Here is a 17,979-nt window from a genome sequence, read left to right on the forward strand (position 1 = left end):
TCAATGAGCTATCCTGAAAAGGTTCTGATTTATGAAGTGGGGCCACGTGATGGCCTACAAAATGAAGCCAAATTACTTTCAACCGAAACCAAACTGGGCTTGATCTCTGGCCTGGTTCAGAGTGGTCTGCGTGAGATTGAAATCGGTTCCTTTGTTCGGCCTGACCGTATTCCCCCCTTGGCAGATACCGATCCCCTGGCCCGTGCACTGCCGCTTACGCCGGGCGTCCATTATTCGGCTTTGGTTCCCAATGCGAAGGGCTTAGAGCGGGCTATTTCTGCAGGGCTTCGCAAGGTTGCCATTTTTATGTCAGCGACCGAAAGTCACAATCAAAGCAATACCAACCGCAGTACCGCAGAAGCCCTGCAGCTTTACCGTGAGGTTGCCAAAGAGGCGCTGGCCCAGGGTATTCAGGTAAGGGCCTATTTATCGACGGTATTCGGCTGCCCTTACGAGGGCAAAGTGGAGGTTGAACAGGTTTTGCCCTTGCTTGAAGCGCTACTCGAAATGGGCGTTTATCAAATATCTTTGGGCGATACGATTGGCATTTCCAATCCTCGGGCCATGGAAGAAATGCTTTCGGCTATTCTTGCACGCTATTCCCTTCAGAGTTTTGCTTTGCATTTACACGATACACGCGGCACGGCTTTAGCAAACGCTTTGATTGGCTTGCAGATGGGTTTTACGACCTTTGATTCCGCGATCGGAGGATTGGGGGGGTGCCCCTATGCACCGGGAGCTTCGGGCAATCTGGCGACAGAGGATTTGGTCTATATGCTCCAGGAAATGGGGATTGAAACGGGGGTGCATTTGGGTAAACTGGTCGCAGTGAATCATTATTTACAAAAGAATTTGGGCAAAAAACTCAACAGCAAGTATGTCCAAACCATTCCATTTTCTGTTTCTGAGGCAAATTCATGAAAAATTGGTTTTCTAAACTCGCGCTTTCTGTTTTAGCTGGCTGTTCATTTTTATCAGCGATCAGTTCCCCTGCCTATGCCTGGTGGGATACCGGGCATATGATCACGGCCTGGATTGCTTACCAGGAATTGCGACCAGCGGTTCGCACAGAAGCAGATCGTCTGATTCAATTGCTTGATTTTGCAGATGATCTCCCCCAGAAACGCCATTTCGTGCCTGTTTCAGTTTGGATGGATGAAACCAAAGCCCGAGGTTTGAAAACCTTTGACAATTGGCATTATGCAAATATTCCCTATAATCCAGAGGGCTTATTGGCTCTCAATGCAGTGCCTGAAAGCAATATTATCAAGCAGATAGACAGCCTCAGTAAAACCTTGGAAAATCCCAAAGCCACAGATTTCGAGCGGGCCTTTGCTCTGCGAATTCTGATCCATTTGGTGGGGGATATTCATCAGCCTTTCCATGCGGTCAGCCGCTCTGACCATGCGCACCCTGATGGAGATCAAGGGGGCAATCTGGTCAAGCTTGAAGGCGTTCCCCAGAATAACCTTCACTTTTTTTGGGACAGTACTGCAAATTACTTTCCCTCTGTCAAATCTGAGACCTGGGCAGGAAAAATTCCCAGCATGGCTGAAGAAGTTTTAAAAAAATATCCGCTTCAAGGTTTCAGCCAAAACTTGAGCTATGATCCCCAAGCCTGGGCCCAGGAGAGTTATAAATTAGCTGTTCAAGCAGGCTATGAAGCTCTGCCTCTGCATGGCCCTTTGTCTGAAAAATATATTCGCCAGGCCCAGGAAATCTGTTTGGTTCGTCTGGCTTTGGGGGGACATCGCTTGGCCGAATTATTAAATCAACGTATTATCAGAAAGTAAAATTCGGATTAAATCATTACAAAGACTCTTGAGCCCCGATCGCTGACATGCTTAAATAATTACATCAGGTCATTATCCAGAGGAGAGAAATTCCCAAATGAAACGTCCATTACTCGCAGCCGGAACCCTTGCTTTTGCCGCCTTACTGACTTCTTGTTCCTCCTTTTCTCCCACACTTTCCCCCCTTGCCAACCGCGCAGGCATTCCTTCACAAGTTCAAAGTTTTGGCGCGCCTTCACAATTTCAGCGTTTTTCAGCTGTTCCCCGCAATGCCGATTGGTATTCAGGCCTTTCTCCTCAACTTCAGCAATATTATGCAGCTGCCCGTGGCAAGACGGGTCTTGACCTCTTTAAAACCTTAAGCCAGATTATTGCCCAGAACCACCGTGCGATGGGATACCAGGATGCCAAATCCTATATGTATGCAGCCGTTGATCAGGTGGCTGCCCCTCTGCGCAATGCCCCTGGTGGTGTGATGGATCATTATTCCAATGTTTTTGTGGCTGGCCAGGGTGGCAATGGCAATATCTACCTTGAAAATGGCGACGAAAACCGCGATGGTCAAGCCCGTGATTTTATCAACTGTGAACATACTTGGCCGCAATCCTTCTTTAATAAAGTTGATCCCATGGTCTCTGATCTTCACCATATGTTCCCCACGCTTTCCAAGCCCAATGCCATGCGCAGCAATTATCCCTTTGGCATGAGCACCGGGCGCCAGGTGGTTTATTCTACCAGTGGCGGCTCGAAACTGGCTGTGATTGATAAAACTGGGAAAATGAGCCCTGCTGAAATTACCCGGATTATGAATCTGCCCTATGAGAAACAACCCCATGATGTGATCAACCGCAATTTTGATATTGTGTTTGAGCCCATGAATGCACAAAAAGGCAATACTGCACGTGCCATGATGTATTTCTATCTGCGTTACTATAACCAGAATATTCGCGCAGGTGCTTTTGATGAAAAAGCCTTCTGGGATTCAAAAGTTCCGATGTTTATTGAATGGGCTGAAAAAGTGGATCCGATTGATGCCCAAGAACAACATCGCCATGAGCTGGCCTTTCAGAAACAGGGCAACCGCAATCCCTTTATTGATATTCCCAATCTGGGCAGCTTGATTGGTGCACAGGTCATGCAGACGATTTAGTGAAAAGCTTTAAAAAGGGCGAAGAGAACTTCTCTTCGCCCTTTTTATTTGGCGATTTTAAAAGATGTTGGCAAAACCGCCATAAAATTCAGGCCCCCGATCATAGGGGCCGATATCTTTGCCCAGCAGGGCTTTGCCCATGCCGATATAGAGATTAAAGCTGTTGCGGTGATTGAGCACGGCTTCGGAGCGAAGTTCAATCCCTGTGGCAATATGGGGATAGGGGGTTCGTTTGGAGGGAAACCAGGCATCACCAGCATCGACAAACGCTGCGGCGGTTAGATTTTCAAGATAATGACCGCCCAGATTAAAATTCCAGTCTTTTATCAAGGGAAAGCGGTATTCCAGGCTGGCGGCAGCCATCATAGAACCTTGTAATTCTGCAATTTTGAAGCCGCGCAGGGGAATAATATTCTGAAAATTCAAGACCAGTAAATTGCTGAGGGGGGGGCCACCCAGCAGGGCCGGGCGTGTATCGCCTGTCATGGCAGTGGCATCCAGGCGATAGGCCAGGGTATGATCACCAAAGACGGGGATATAGTGGCGGAAATTTCCATTGGCAGCTAGAAAACTGTACTGACTGCCCAGCCAGGGGCCACCGGCGGATAGATTGAGATTGTAGCGGATGCCATCATTGTTGCGAATACTTTCATTGGCATTCCAACTGAGGTTGATGCTGTTATTCCAGCCCTGACGCAAGAGTTTATCGTCAATCAAGCCGCCCAGTTCAGAGCGCAGATTGGTTTGATGGGAAGCTGAAATTTCCAGGCTGGCAAAACGGCGGATACGGGTGGCGTAAGTATCGCCTGTGCCTGGATTAAAAAGCGGGCGGGTGATTGAAAAGGCGACCTGTTGATCGCGGGTAATAAAATAGGCACTGCCATCGGTGGCAAAGGACAAGAGGGGAGAATCACTGACTTCGAGCGCGAAGCTTGTATCAAACATGTGATTGACATAGGCCGTACTAAAGCCAATTCTGGAACTGACCAGGCCATAGAGGGCCAAAACGTTCAGACTGTGTCTTTGAAGCAGGTCTGAGGCTTGGGCCAGAAAACCCACTTGATCCCCTTTTTCGTCTAGGCTTAAAACAGGTACCACCACTTCCAAACCAATCCAGGGAAGATAGGCCTGGGCAGGTGAAGTCTCACCTGTTGGGGTCAGGTCTTTGTCAAGATCTGCCAAATAGGGCATGTCTGTGGCTTCTTTTTCGGCCTTACCTGGCTTGAGATCCTGTAACGCCACCCTTTCTAAACTGGTGCCTTGCGCGTGGTGCCGGATAAAATAAAGACTGTCTTGGCCCAATGCGGGGACTTCTAAGCCCGTATAGACATCGCTGAGAGGCTCCGTTTGCCTAGATTCAAGCTTATGTCGGTAGAGATTGGCAAAACCATTGCGCGTGGAGATGAAATACAGACTTTGACTGTCAGGGGCCCAAATGGCTTGTTTGTCGGCGTAGAGGGTGCTGGATTCTGTGAGCTGGCGGGAAGGGGCTTGCCCTTCAGCATCCAAAAGCAGTAGATTTTGACCTTCGCCAGGCAAATAGACTTCCACGACAATTTTTTGACCATCGGGTGACCACTGCAGCGCTTGGTATTGTCGGAGGTCAGGCGCTGTGACCAAGGTCTTTTCAATTTTTTGGTTTAAAAGATCAAAAATGATGATCGAATCCCGTTGATTTTCTTCAAGTACCAGCGCCAATTTATCCCCTGCAGGTGACCAGGTGGGAGAGTGAAGGGTTTTTCCGGGAAGAAGGGTTTCTGCTTCCCCCAGCGCTTTGAGCTGATCTTTTTCTGTTTGCAGGGGTAAGATCTGGACGGTGCGTGTGGTATTTCCAAATTGATCGGGGATCAAAAGGGTATAGGCCAGATGCTGACTGTCAGGGGCCCAGGCATAATCTGTGACCCGATCCACCAATTTGTTTTGAATTTTATCCAGTTCCAATTTCTCAGGGGGGTTGGCAGGGGTTTTGAAACCTGGCTCCTGAATTTCAGGGGGTTGGGTGGGCTCTGGTTGCGGTGATTTTTTTTGATTTTCTTTTTGGCGTTCCTGTTCGCCATAGGCTTTGAGCTGATTGAGATTGGCAATCATCAAAGGTTGAACAGGATAAATTTGCCCGCGAATCAGAGGATAACCCCCTGTGCTCTGATAAGCCAGCCATTTTCCATCGGGAGAGGGTTTGGGTAGATACCAGGTGCGGTTTGTACGAAAGGGTATCAGAGCCTGTGCCTGGGAAAGGGTTTCGCTGCGCGCTTCAATTTGTTCACGCGTGCGTTCTTCCAGGGCTTGACGCCAGTCGGCTTCAATTTGCAAAAGCGGTTTACCAAAGGTTAGCTGAATGGCTTGATAAAAGTCGCCACTGAGGTTGCGGTAGGTTTGCAGCAATTCAGGCAGTTTTTCCCGCCCATAACTTTCAAATATAAATTTGACGAGTGCATAGCCTTCGTTATAACCTTCTGAGCCTTTTCCTGAGAGGGCCGTAAAGGCATTGCGTTCTGCTGGGGTCAGCAGAGAGCGGTTCAAGAGGTGCAGGCGCAGCATGCGATCATTTTCTGAGGCCCAGTATTCGGCTTCGTACTGCGCCAATCCTTCGGCAAACCAGGCTGGTAATCCGGCAGATTTGAACAGGTTTGAACCAAAGAGCCCTCTTTGCACGGCTAAAAAATTAAAAATATGCGTCATCTCATGCAGCAGGAATCGGTTGATCCCGATTGGGGCTTCAAGGGCAAAGCGGGGGTCGAGTACGATGCGGTTACGCGCAGGTTCTGCAAAACCATTCCAGAATTCGTCTTCATTGATGATCAATGAAATTTTCTCCTGTGGAGCCACACCCAAATCAGCTGTGATTTTTTCAAACCCCTCTTCTGCCACACGTGCAGCGAGCTTGGCCAATTGATCAAAGCCTTGGTAATAGTGAATTTTGAAATGGGGAGTTGAAATTTCCTGCCAATGGCGTTCTGGGTGGTTGACGCTTGGGCCGAGAAAAGCATGGGCTGGGAAACTCGCAAAAAAACTCAAAGCGGCGCATAAGGCCATGAGACGACGATGGAGATGGGGAGTTTTGCTCATGCAGAGTATTATACCAGGGAGAGCAAACCAAGCGAGAGCCCTGCCATAACTTATTCAATTTAAACCTTACTCAAAGCAAAAAAAACCTGAACCGAAGTTCAGGTTTCTGATTGAAAGTGGCTTAAAAGCTAGGGATAGGAACCTGTTTCATGGTGATCATGAAATAGCTTGCAAAGAGGAAAATCAGACAGCCTGCCCCGAAAAAGCTCCAACGGATTTTTGTTTTAAAGACCAAGGCCAGACCTGCAAAGAATAGGGCAATGGTATAAACCACGCTGACCAGATTGAAGCGATCCCCTCGCGTATTGTAGTCTTTACCGGACTCAAAGGATACATCTGCTTTTTTGAAGAGATCATTTGCGCCTTTGACCATGCCTTCTTCATACATATTGCCTTCGTCATCAAGGTCATTTTTAAGCGCAAGCGTAAACAATTCAGTTTCGCTTAAGTCTTCGGTATCTTCTTTGGCTTGGGTGGCGTGTTTGGTCATCGGCAGGCCCAAGCTTTCGTAGGCATCCGCGCTCATTTGCCACGTATAGAGGTATCGCGCCATATCCATCAAACGCTCTTTGTTTTCAGGATTTTTGGTGACTTTTGCTTCAGACAGAATCTGTTTCCCCAAAATATCTATTTGATAATCTTGGGCAATATTGATCATCGCGTCTGTTTTATCAGTGGCTGCTTTAATGGCAATCGTCGCCGCTTCAGCATAGGCCGTGGCTTGATTACCCCCCCACAAACTGGATTGAAAGCCAGCCCAAGCCGATCCCGTTGCTGCAAGACCCAACAGAAGGGCTACAAACAACTCAAAAAGATCAAAGGGAAGATTTTTATCTTCACTTGAATCCGTTTTTTCTGTGAACTCAGAAATCTCAGACATAAATTACTCCTTAAAAATAGTTGTTTTGTGTTCATATATTCTCAAAATGGATATATTACTGAACATTTTGGGCGTGAATAAATTTATAAATGAACACAGCACGTGATCACGCAAATTTCAAGGGTCAATTATATGTGGTGCTTATTTGATTGTCAAATAAATGTTGAAAAAAATATAAATATTTGTTTTGTAAATTTAATATTTTCTTTATTGATTATTTTATGAGTGCGCAACAGCGCTTGGTTTGCACCTCCTGAGATAAACTTGGCCCCTCTCTTAGGCTCTGATACAATGGCTCAAGATATCCAATTTTTTTTCATAGAGGTTGCCATGCAAACCCTTTTTCTTGAAAAACTGAAAATTTCAGCAAAAATGTCCTTTCTGAGCTCTTGTCTTTTGCTGTGCTCAAGCCTGTCTGCTTGGGCGATGCCTTCAGAAGTGAATCAACTGGCTCAGGAACTCTCCCCTAAACTTGAACGCTTTTTAAGCCAAGAACTTCACCGTGAAAAAATTGGGGTTGAGATTACTCCCACTGAATTGTCTCAAAAGGATGCCGTCTATCGTTTGGGCGTTTCGAACCATGTTTTGCGAGATACCGTTTTTGATTTGCGTGTGCGCTTTGATAAAGAGCTGGCTGTGATTGAAGGGCGGGTTTTTTCTGCCGCAGAATATAAGCTTTTGGTAGAGACCGCTGAAAAGGTGTTTTCCAAAGGGGTACGCATTCATGTTGAACATTTTCCCTATGCTGCTGTTGAACCTGATTATGCCATTACCACCCAACCGGGCAGCAGTCTTTATGTAAAACCTATTGCGCAGGCCGGAGACAATCTTGCAACTCAGGTGCGTTTGGGAACTCCTCTTGAAATCTTGGAATACAGTGGCGATAAGCAGTTTGCACTTGTCAGAATCCTGGATGATGGCTATATTGCCTGGATTCAACGCAGTCATTTGCTTGAGACAGGGCAAGCTGCTTTTGAAGCTTGGCAAAAAAACCGCCAGGTGCTCATCATGCGCACTCTGAATGCGCCCCAATTGCTCTATTTCGGAACCCGCCTGCGTTTGATTCAGCAGAACCGGGATCATGTCTTGGCTGCCTTGCCAGGGGGCAAGCAAATTAAGTTGGCAAGTGATGATGTCGTGATTGAAAAGGGCCCCCCCCAATCCCCTGACCTTTCAGCTGTGATCAAAACGGCCCATCAGTATCTTCCCAAATCCCCACAAGGAGGCGGAGCCTATCTTTGGGGGGGTACGTTTGGTAAGACCCTGGATTGCAGCGGTTTTATGCAAACGATTTTTAGGGTGAACCATGTCTATTTACCGCGCGATGCCGATCAACAGATGGGATTTACGCAGAGAGTGGGCAATACCCTGGCTCAACTCAGTGAACTCAAGCCCGGTGATCTTGTCTTTTTTAGTGGCAATCGCAAATATCCCACCCATGTGGGACTCTATTTGGGCAAAGGCAAAATCATTCATTCTTCACCCAAAGGACCCTATAGCGGGATTAAAATCAGCACCCTTCAAGGGGGGGGGGAATATGATAAATTTCTTCAAAGTATCTATTTCGGTGGCGGTCGTGTCACCCGATCACTTTAAGTTGCCCTGCAGCCATTTGTTGCAGGGGGGCTTGTTTCATCTGGCTGGCTACATACCGTGAGGGCTATGCTTGAAGCAAGAACGAAAGGAGCATTTTTATGCAGAAACTTGTCACAGCGGTGTCACTATTTTTTAGTCTGAGTCTTGGCGCTTTTGCTGCTCCGTTTCAAATGGCGCAGGAACACCGCAATTTTCCTAAAGTCAATGAAGCTGAGCGTGAAAATCGTTCTCAGTTGACAGACAATAAACACTATCGCGTCATTTATACGCCTTTGCCTGATCCCATTCCTTTGAATCAACATTTTCGTCTGAAATTGACGGTTCAAGATGCGCAAAATAAAGTCGTTGAGAACGCTAAAATCTATGTGGATGCAGATATGCCGACCCACAATCATGGCATGACTGTAAAACCGAAAGTGAAAGATTTGGGCAAAGGGATTTTTGAAGTTCGCGGTATGCTCTTTCATATGCCCGGTTTTTGGGAAATTTATGTATTGGTAGACCATGCTGGAAAGAAAGAGAAGGCGGTTTTTGGTGTCACGGTTAAAATGTCTGCTCAAGATTAGTTTGATTGGGTTGGTGCTTGGTGCCTGTCAGCCACCTCAAAACAATCGGGAAGGCCCCCCCGATTTTACCCCCTCAGAGAAGCTCATCATTCAAAGCCTGACAGGACACCCCGAACTGACCAGCAATCCATCCAATCGTTGGGCGGATCAGCCACGTGCTGCACATTTTGGGCAATATCTGTTTTTTGATAAGCGCCTGTCTCAGAATGGAAAATTGAACTGTGCCTCCTGCCACAATCCTGGCTTGGGTTGGAGCGATGGAAAAGCCTTGGCACAAGGCTTAAAGACCACCGCACGCAACAGTCCCAGCCTTTGGAATGTGTCACATCAGCGTTGGTTTTTTTGGGATGGTCGTACTGATTCTGCTTGGGCCCAAGCCATTCAGCCTTTAGAAAGTTTGGCTGAAATGGGCATGGATCGTGTTCGGCTTTTGCATGTTTTTCATCAAAATTCAGATTTAAGACAGGGTTATGAAGCACTCTTTGGCACCTTGCCAAGTGTCACCGGCTTGCCTTCTAGTGGGCGTCCAGTGGCTGAGCAAGCCGATCACCCTTTGCAAAAAAATTGGAACCTCTTGAGTGAAGCTCAGAAGCAGCAGGTGAATATTTTTCTCACCAATCTTACCAAAACCCTCGAAGCATTTGAACGAAGATTTCAAACCGGTGAAAATGCCTTTGACCGGTTTGCAAAAGGCCTGCGTACCCACCAACCCGAATTGCAAAACGCCCTTTCAATCGAAGCCCAAAAAGGCCTGAGGCTTTTTATTGGACGGGCTCAATGTGTGCTTTGTCATACGGGGCCACTTTTCAGTGATTTGGAGTTTCACAATACGGGTTTGTCTGCTCTTCCGGGGCAAGCGATCGATCAGGGGCGCTATTTGGGGATTCCCGCTTTGATGTCTGATGCTTTCAATGGTTTGGGGCCCTATACGGATCTCGCCTCGAAAGAAGATGCCTGGAATGATAAACTGATCTATTTGCAACGCAAAGCAACCAACCAAGGTGAATTTAAAACTCCGGGGCTGAGAGAAATCAGTCGAACGGCTCCCTATATGCATGACGGCCGGTTTAAAACCCTGGAAGAGGTGGTCCGTTTCTATTCTCAGCCCTTAAGTGAACCCCCAGCAACTGGTCGACGAGAAGACACGATCCAAGTCTTGGATCTGAAGCCCGAAGAAATCAAGTATCTCGTGGCATTTTTAGAGTCCTTGACTGGGCCTGAGCCCCCATTGGATTGGGTTGGACAACCCAAATCGGCTGTTTACAGTCAACCCTGAGATGAAGACCCGGCCTGAATTTCAATCCCAAGCACCGCTTTGTGCACTGCTGGATGCGTTTCAGGAACAGGGTTATTTGCTTTGGCGAAACTGTCTTCCAGCCGATCGTTTAAACCCTTTGCTGTGGAAAGCGCGTCAGGCCTATGCACGTGCTGATAGCCTGTTTGCTCAAGGTCAATTGCCAGCTGCTGAAGCGCTTTTGTTTCGCTATGGGCATGTGCCACCTGAAGCCTGCTATCCTCCCCACGATCCTTTTTTGGCTTTGGCCCGATTATTGGAACCCTGTCTTGTGTTTTTGAATGCTGTTTTGGAGGCTCCGGTTTTACTGTATCAGAACAGTTTATTCCGTCGCCAGATGCCGGAAAAAAGCCCCTCTCCACCTTTGCCTTGGCATCAGGATGCGCTTTTTTTAGGCGATTTAAGCCCCGTTCTCAATCTTTGGTGCCCTTTGATGGCCTGCGGACAGGATGCGCCTGGGCTTGAAATATTTGAGGTCAATCTCAAGGAATCCTTGCGGCTCGAGCGTTTCCCAAGACGGGGTGTTCAGGCCGGGGATGCCTATGCTGATTTTTCGTTCTTGCCAGAAGAACTTGAAAGCCTGTTTCCCGGTGCTTCAAGTTGGACTCCCACCCTCAACCCCGGCGATCTGTTGGTTTTTCATGAGAAAATCCTGCACCGAACCCATTTGCAGAAAGGCATGACGCAAACGCGGATCAGCCTTGAAATGCGCTGTATCTCACACAATAAAGCCCCTCAACTTGATAGTTTGACCCTTCCCTTGAATCTGTCCTGATGCAGAATTTAGGGCGTATTTCCAAGCGTATTTTGGTGGGACCGCTTGTCAACCCTGAGCAAATGGGGGCTTGGCTTTCTCAACCTGATTTCAGAGTCTTGTATGATCCCAAATTGCTGAACCGACCGGCAGCTTGGGAGGGGCTGATTCCAGAACTTCAGCTTGAGAACTACCCCTGGCTTGCCTATCGGTATGGTCAGTGTCTCTCAGAAATTCTCACCCAGCTCGAACCCTGGCAACCAGAACTGATTCTCTGGTGGGGGTTTGCCACCTCTGTTCTGCCCCAGGGTTTAGACGCTGCGCCTTGCCCGGTTGTTTTAATTGCCTCGGACTGGCAAAGCGCTGGGGCTTTGCTCTGGGAGTGGAGAGAGCATTTTGATTTGATTCTGGGGGATCAGGCCCTGGTCAACTGGTTGCAATCCAGAGGCTTTACACGTTGCGCCTGGTGGCCTTCCTATGGGTTTTCTCCAGCGCGTTTTTATCCAGGAGCAGAGACCAAGTGCTGGGATTTGACCTATGTCGGAAGCCTTAACCCAGACAGTCATCCCGAACGTTTGCTCTATCTGAAAACATTGAGTGTACTCTCCAGGCAATACCGTGTTTGTTTTCGCAATCAGATTGTGGGTGAAGACTACCGTCGCTTGCTTTCGCAAAGCCGTCTGGTCTTTAATCATGCCTTGCGGGGAGAAATGAATCTCAGGGCCTATGAAGCTTCAGCCTGTGGAGCCGTGGTTTTGCAAGAAGCTGGTAATTTAGAGATCCGTCGCTTTTTAACGCCTGGAGAGAGTTGTTTGCTCTATGAGCCCTCACAATTGCTTGCACAGGTAAAGGGCTGGCTCCAACAACCTGAACTTTTGGATTCAATCTCCAAACGGGCTGCCCAGGCCATTCTCAACCATACATACGAGCAGCAATTTGAACGTCTTTTGAATCTCTTGCCGAATTATTTGAAACAGCATCGGCGTGCTCCTCTGCGTTTAGCAAGCAATTTACAGGGCCAACTTGAACTCTTACAGGCTTTTCAGCCTGCTGTGGTTGCACAGCAGCCCGAGCTGATCCGCGAAAAGTTAAAGCTTCAGGCTCAGCCCTTGCCGCCGATCTTGGCCTGTTTAGGCTTAAGTTTAGGAACCGATCGGGATGCTGCCTATTCTGCACTTGAAATGGCAGCTCTACAGAACCCTCAGGATCTGATCTTGCAGCATAATTTGGCATGGGCTGCTCGTTTTGTGCAAAAACCCAAAGCCTCGATCTTTGAGCTGATACATCACGCTCTGCAAACAAAACTTCAGCTTCCTGCTGCCGATCGGCTCGATGAATTTGTGGTATTGCCCTGCTTAGGCTCCCACCGCTTTCAGTTGGTTTGGGAACAAGCGCATCAAGCTGAAGATCGAAATCGCTTAGAACAACTTGTGTACTGGAACCTTCTGCGACTGAAAGCGGAAGTGGCGCTTGAAAACGAAGACTGGGTAACCTCACTCCAGGCTTTGGAACAAGCCCAAGAAAGGCCTCAGATGCCTGAAACTCTTTGCTTTCCCATGGCCATGATTTACTTGCGCCTTCAGGAGCATGCACGTGCCTTGCAAGCATTCGCAAGAAGTGTCAGTCTGAATCCTTCCTCAAGAATAGCCTGGAAATATTTGATTCAACTCAGTTTAAAACTTGAGCCCGTCAATGCCCGTCGTGAAAAGTTGGCAGAACTGATTGATTGGGCGGAAGCGGTTGCCTGGAGAGATGGGCTGCCACAATGGCATGCTCTGTATGAACAATTGAAAATAGAAACGGTCACTGAACCAGGAAATTAAACTTGAGCAAAAATTTGAGCTGTATCCAGCAGCAAAGCCACTTCTCCATTGGCCAGTACGGTGGCGCCTGAAAACATATCCGCTCCCCTGCGCTTGTCATGGTTGTTGCTAAAGGGTTTTAAGACCAATTCTTCTTGCCCCAGGAGTTCATCTACGAGAATACCCAGACGTTGACTTCCCCGTTTGATGACGATCATCCAAAAATCTTCTTTTTCAAAGCCAAGCGCTTTGACCTGATCCCCTTGGGGATTGATAAAATCAGCAAGAATAACCAAGGGAATATAATGCCCGTTAAAATAATAAACTTCTTTACCCGCTTGGGTTTCAATTTCTGAGGTGTAAATTTCTGTTACGGTATCTACTTGATCCTGTCCAATTGCAAAGAAGTCGCCTCTGTCGCTGACCAGAAAGGCATTCAACATGGTCATTTGAGAGGGAATCCGAATCGAATAGGTGGTTCCCTGACCGCGGGTGGATTGAATGCGAATTTCGCCACCGAGACTCTCAATCTGGGTGCGAACAGCATCCATACCTACGCCTCGCCCTGAAATATCAGTCGCAGTATCCTGGGTCGATAATCCAGGGGCAAAAACAAGGCGCAGAGCTTGTTCCTGAGACATTTGCAGTGCAGACTGTTCAGAGACGATTCCCCGCTCAACAGCTTTATAGCGTAATTTATCGGTATCAATGCCTTTTCCATCGTCTCGTACGTCAACGCGCAAAACGTCATTTTCATAACTGGCCTGTAAGGCGATCAGGCCCTTGGCAGGTTTGCCTCTGCGCAAACGCTCTTCGGGCTTTTCAAGACCATGATCGGCTGCGTTGCGAATCATATGCATCAAGGCATTACCCAGTTCATCAATCAGGGTACGATCCATTTCCAGCTCCCGGCCATCCATGGTGAGTTCAATCTCTTTGCCCAATGAGCGTGAAAGATCGCGAATCATACGTGGAAAGCGATTAAAGACCTGTTCAACAGACACCATTTGAAGTTGAATACTGAGGGAGTGTAAGGCGGTGGCTACTGAGCCCAAACTAAAGAGATGGGTGTCCATATTGGCAATATTTTGGCTGCGAATGGCATGTGAAAACTCGGCACGACACAGCACCAGTTCATCAACCAATTGCATGAGTTGTTCAAGTTTTCCAGCATCGACTCTGACCAAAGGTGAGGTTCTGGTTCCTGCCTGGCGAGTTTGGGCGGGTGACTGTTCTGTAACGAAGTGTTCCGGCGGACGGGTGGGTAAATCAATCACTGAATGACTGCTTTGGGCCATGGGTTTGGTTAGCGGGGTTTTGTCTCTGGGCAGCTCAATGATATTATTGACCTGGGTTTTGGGGGCTAAAAGCTCGTCTGCCACATAAAGGGCCTGAATTTCGAGAGAGTCTTTTATTTCAGGTATTTCAAGAATGGCAGAACGAATTTCATCGGCTTCATGTTGGCTTACCAAAATCAGACTGAAAAAATTGCCAAACCGTTCTTCTTCAAGCTCAATCACGGGGGGATCGGCTTTAATGATTTCACCGTATTTTTCGAGTGAACGAAAAATTAAAGTTGCGCGTGCAGCTTTTAAAACGACATTTGGAAAGAGTTTTATCCCGAATAAAATTGCACCGTAGCCGAGTTTTTTTGCTTCCCGTAAGACATTGAGCTCAAACTCATTTAATTCGGGCATCGCGAAGGGATCTTGGCTTTCCAATTTAGGGGGGGATTGGGCTGTATAGATGGTTTCTCCCAATAAATTCACGGTGCGAAGTGCTTCCACTTCAGAGACTGAGTTTACTTCGTTTTCAATATATTCATTGTCATGGGGGGTGACCAGGCTGATAATAAAACAGTTCTGAAAATTTCCTGCCAGCAAATCGTTGAGTTCAGGAATGGTTTTGATCACTTCGCTGTTTTGCTTGAGTTTATGCAGGATCAGTTGTGTGCGCACAGATTTCATTTGGCAGTTTTCAGCCAGTTGAATACGCAACTCAAAGCAGTTTTTTCCATATTTTGAAGCTTGAAGAATTTTTTCGCTTTCGCTGTCGGTATAGGCATGTTGCCAATCTTTAGACCAGTAAGGATCCTCTTCCTCTCCTGTTCCAGTTAGGGAAGGCTGTGATTGGCCTTGGGCAGAACATTCAGCCAGATGCGCGAAGAGATAGCTGAGATCTTGGGGGGTCGCTTGCTCTGGTTGACTGACATTGCCAATCAGCAGATCCAAACCATCGACACAGGCAAAGAGCAAGTCCATGATGCGGTCATTCAAGCGAATCGTGTGATTTCTTAGCTCGTCGAGCAGGCTTTCCATTTCATGGCTTAATTGTGAAATTTCTTCAAAATAGGGAAACTCCACCAGGGTGGCGGCCATGCCCTTAATCGTATGAATGCTTCTGAAGATCTCATTTAAGACAGCCGAATTATCCGGCGAGTTTTCCAAAACCAGCAAGGAATCACTGCATTGCTGGAGATGCAAACGCGCCTCATCGATAAATAATCCTACGTATTGAGAAAGATCCATGTTACCAACGGTTTAATGTGTCCATCATAGCATGCAAAGCAAATCCTATTTTTTTCATTAAGTCACTAAAAGCGCCAATTGACGCGTCTCTTCGACTTTTTTTTGTAAATTGGGCAGCAATCTTTCCAGGTGGGATTCCTGAATACCCAAGACCTTATGAATGATGTTTGCATGCTCACGAAAGGTGACAAGGGCTTGATTTTTTTTATCCTCTCTTAACATCGCTGCCAAAAGATTCGCGGTCGCAACCAAAGTCGGAAGCAAGGCGGGTATTTCATTTTCAAGTAAAGCTTCAAAACTGTGGTGTCTTTTGATCGATTCTACCAAGAGCGGGGGGAAGTTCCAACGCTCAGCCAAGGCAGCCCCAATCTCAGCATGGTTAAACCCCAAGATTTTATTTTCGGCCTCATACAAGTGAATTTTGGTGTTGAGATGAAGATTGGTGGCCTTATACACTTCAGGTAAAGCGTATTGGTTCAGTACAATTTTGCCAATATCGTGAATCAAGCCTGCAATAAAGCATTCTTCGGGTTCATGGTGTTTGAGATTTAAGGCCAGAGAGCGTGAAATTTCGGCACTTGCGATTGAATGTTCCCAAAACTCACCTGCGTTTAGTTTATAGCCCAAGAGGCCTTTGTTCAGTGTGCTCTGCGTAGTAATCATCAGAACCAGACTTTTGACGGAGCTAAACCCTACAATCATCACGGCCTCAGAAATCGTTGTCACTTTGCGTGACAGACCATAAAAGGCTGAATTACAGAGTCGCAGGACCTTTGCTGTCAGGGCTTGATCAGAGCTGATGACTTCGGCGAGTTTACCTACATCTGTATCGGGATCATTCAACAATTGAATGGCGCGCATGGCCGTTTGAGGAACCTCGGGCAATTCATCCACCCGATTCAAAATATTCCTGATAGAGAGTTCTCTCACGGTTTGCCCATCTTTTGCTTTTGGTAAAAATATGAAGATAAACGATTGTAACCAATCTCATGGGCCTGAATCAACTGTTCAGCCCCGCCCACAAAAAGCACGCCACCCTCACGAAGGGATGAGTAAAACTGTTGATAAACGCGGGTTTTTGCTTCTTTGGTAAAGTATATCATTACATTGCGGCAGGCGATGAGATCAAATTGTAGGGGATAATCATCTGTTAAAAGATCGTGGTGAATAAAGTGAACTTTTTCCCGCCACTTTTGTTTAAAAACATAGGCATTGGCTTTGTTTTCATCCAGGCAAGGATCAAAAAAAGTGGAGAGGTCTTTTTTGCTCACATGTTGAAGCAAATCGGGTAAAAATACGCCTTTCCGCGCACGTTCTAAAGCATCCCGATCGATATCGCTTGCAAGAAAATGGCAGTGATCGGCTGCTCCCAGATGTTCGAGGATCATCAAGAGGGAATAAATTTCTGCCCCGATCGAACTGCCTGCACTCCAAATTCTGAGCCGGGGCCTTCGTGAAAGCAGTTCAGGTAAAATTTTGTTTTGAATTTCCTGAAAACGTTCGGCATTTCTAAAAAACTCTGAAACATTGATCGAGAGTCCATCTAAAAATTTGCGCAATTCATTTGAATTTTGTTTGAAATATATCAGCAGTTCAGCTAAATTTTGGGAATGGGTTGTGTGTAAGATTTCCTGAAGTCGCCGATCAATTTGGATATGTTGGTAATTATCCAGATTATAACCAGAAAGCTGATGAAACTCACGTTTAAAATGCGTCAACTCGGGATCAGAATGTGGCTGCATGCCCCGGCCCTTTCCTTGAGCACTTTTGGACCGGGTAAAAAACAAGCAGGCTTCATCGTGCAACTCGACTGAAAAGCAGAATCTCTTCTTTGATATCACTCAGTTTGAGTGCCAGGCCGATTTTGAATGTTTCGGCTTCATTTTGGGCATCTTTGACCCAAAGTGCATGGGATTTAAGATAGAAATCTGGGGTCTGAATATTTGCTGGGATATGTAGGAAATCCCGCACGGATTGAGGACTGAGTTGATAGGCTTGATTGAGATCCAGCAAGGCACGGTTTGTGCATTCTTTGAGCTGAATCAAGGCACACCCGCGCTGTAATAAAGCCATGGCTTGAAAATCAGGATCGCGTGTCATATACAGGCTGAGCGTCAAATCTTCAACTGCTTCTGGGAACCGTTCCTGAACTCTTCTCAAGGTTCCCCTCAGATGATAGAGCGCAGAGAGAAAAGTCAGATAGCCTGTATCTTCTGCAATTTCCTGATCCCAGTCAATTTCATGTGCGGTCAGATCATTCACTTCGGCCTTTACCAATTTTAACAAGCGCGAAATATCATCAATGGCATCAGAAGGTTTTTTCCACAGACTGTAGGCATAGCCTCGAAAACTCAGACAGCGCAATTGTTCCATCAGCGTAAGGCCTGCTGCCAAAGTTTGGTTGAGCAGGGCAATGGCCTGTCGATAGCGAGCCTGTTGGATGAAATCCTGTGCCTTTGTAAAGGTTTCTTTCAATTCTTCAACAGAGACATGGTGGATCAATGGGGGGGTATTTTTTGACTTCATTCTCAAATCGGCCTCAACTCAATC

Annotated in this window: 14 protein-coding genes; 8 read left to right on the forward strand and 6 right to left on the reverse strand. The window is 47.0% G+C overall.

The window, feature by feature from the left end:
- Window positions 1-3 precede the first annotated feature (3 nt).
- From COW20_16590 to COW20_16600, 3 genes are all read left to right on the forward strand, one after another.
- The gene (locus tag COW20_16590; GenBank protein PIW46537.1) at window positions 4-921 is read left to right on the forward strand and encodes a hydroxymethylglutaryl-CoA lyase; all 918 of its coding nucleotides are present in this window, start codon (window positions 4-6) and stop codon (window positions 919-921) included.
- Complete coding sequence (locus tag COW20_16595) at window positions 918-1,793, forward strand: hypothetical protein (GenBank protein PIW46538.1); 876 nt, start codon at window positions 918-920, stop codon at window positions 1,791-1,793. The genes COW20_16590 and COW20_16595 overlap by 4 nt, the downstream gene beginning before the upstream one ends.
- 97 nt (window positions 1,794-1,890) lie before the next feature.
- Window positions 1,891-2,943, forward strand: a complete 1,053-nt coding sequence (locus COW20_16600; protein ID PIW46539.1) for a hypothetical protein — start codon at window positions 1,891-1,893, stop codon at window positions 2,941-2,943.
- 57 nt (window positions 2,944-3,000) lie between these two features.
- Here the strand turns inward: COW20_16600 and COW20_16605 are convergent, their stop codons facing one another.
- Window positions 3,001-6,009, reverse strand: coding sequence for a hypothetical protein (locus tag COW20_16605; GenBank protein ID PIW46540.1), 3,009 nt, complete (start codon window positions 6,007-6,009; stop codon window positions 3,001-3,003).
- Between the two features lie 121 nt (window positions 6,010-6,130).
- Window positions 6,131-6,889 (reverse strand): hypothetical protein, encoded by a 759-nt coding sequence (locus COW20_16610; protein ID PIW46541.1) that lies wholly within the window; start codon window positions 6,887-6,889, stop codon window positions 6,131-6,133.
- Between the two features lie 1,008 nt (window positions 6,890-7,897).
- Between COW20_16610 and COW20_16615 the strand changes: the two genes are divergently transcribed.
- The 5 genes from COW20_16615 to COW20_16635 all read left to right on the forward strand — a co-directional run bounded on the left by COW20_16615 (window position 7,898) and on the right by COW20_16635 (window position 12,922).
- Window positions 7,898-8,485: a hypothetical protein gene (locus COW20_16615; GenBank protein PIW46604.1), complete on the forward strand. Its 588-nt coding sequence runs from the start codon at window positions 7,898-7,900 to the stop codon at window positions 8,483-8,485.
- A 98-nt stretch (window positions 8,486-8,583) separates the two neighbouring features.
- A complete protein-coding gene (locus COW20_16620) occupies window positions 8,584-9,051 on the forward strand; it encodes a hypothetical protein (protein PIW46542.1) in 468 nt (155 codons plus the stop codon).
- On the forward strand, window positions 8,990-10,327 hold the full coding sequence (locus COW20_16625; protein PIW46543.1) for a hypothetical protein: 1,338 nt from the start codon (window positions 8,990-8,992) through the stop codon (window positions 10,325-10,327). The genes COW20_16620 and COW20_16625 overlap by 62 nt, the downstream gene beginning before the upstream one ends.
- A gap of 1 nt (window position 10,328) precedes the next feature.
- Entirely contained in the window at window positions 10,329-11,120 is a 792-nt protein-coding gene (locus COW20_16630; GenBank protein ID PIW46544.1) for a hypothetical protein, read from the forward strand.
- Complete coding sequence (locus COW20_16635) at window positions 11,120-12,922, forward strand: hypothetical protein (GenBank protein PIW46545.1); 1,803 nt, start codon at window positions 11,120-11,122, stop codon at window positions 12,920-12,922. The genes COW20_16630 and COW20_16635 overlap by 1 nt, the downstream gene beginning before the upstream one ends.
- Here the strand turns inward: COW20_16635 and COW20_16640 are convergent.
- Genes COW20_16640 through COW20_16655 form a run of 4 tightly spaced genes read right to left on the reverse strand, consistent with a single transcriptional unit; the run spans window position 12,919 to window position 17,955 of the window.
- Window positions 12,919-15,429, reverse strand: a complete 2,511-nt coding sequence (locus tag COW20_16640) for a hypothetical protein (protein PIW46546.1) — start codon at window positions 15,427-15,429, stop codon at window positions 12,919-12,921. The two genes, COW20_16635 and COW20_16640, sit on opposite strands and share 4 nt — an antisense overlap.
- Before the next feature lie 57 nt (window positions 15,430-15,486).
- Window positions 15,487-16,323, reverse strand: coding sequence for a hydrolase (locus COW20_16645; protein PIW46547.1), 837 nt, complete (start codon window positions 16,321-16,323; stop codon window positions 15,487-15,489).
- A gap of 32 nt (window positions 16,324-16,355) precedes the next feature.
- A complete protein-coding gene (locus COW20_16650) occupies window positions 16,356-17,234 on the reverse strand; it encodes a chemotaxis protein CheR (protein PIW46548.1) in 879 nt (292 codons plus the stop codon).
- Complete coding sequence (locus COW20_16655; protein PIW46549.1) at window positions 17,224-17,955, reverse strand: hypothetical protein; 732 nt, start codon at window positions 17,953-17,955, stop codon at window positions 17,224-17,226. The genes COW20_16650 and COW20_16655 overlap by 11 nt, the downstream gene beginning before the upstream one ends.
- Between the last annotated feature and the right edge of the window lie 24 nt (window positions 17,956-17,979).

Source organism: bacterium (Candidatus Blackallbacteria) CG13_big_fil_rev_8_21_14_2_50_49_14, from assembly GCA_002783405.1.
Lineage (GTDB): Bacteria > Cyanobacteriota > Sericytochromatia > UBA7694 > UBA7694.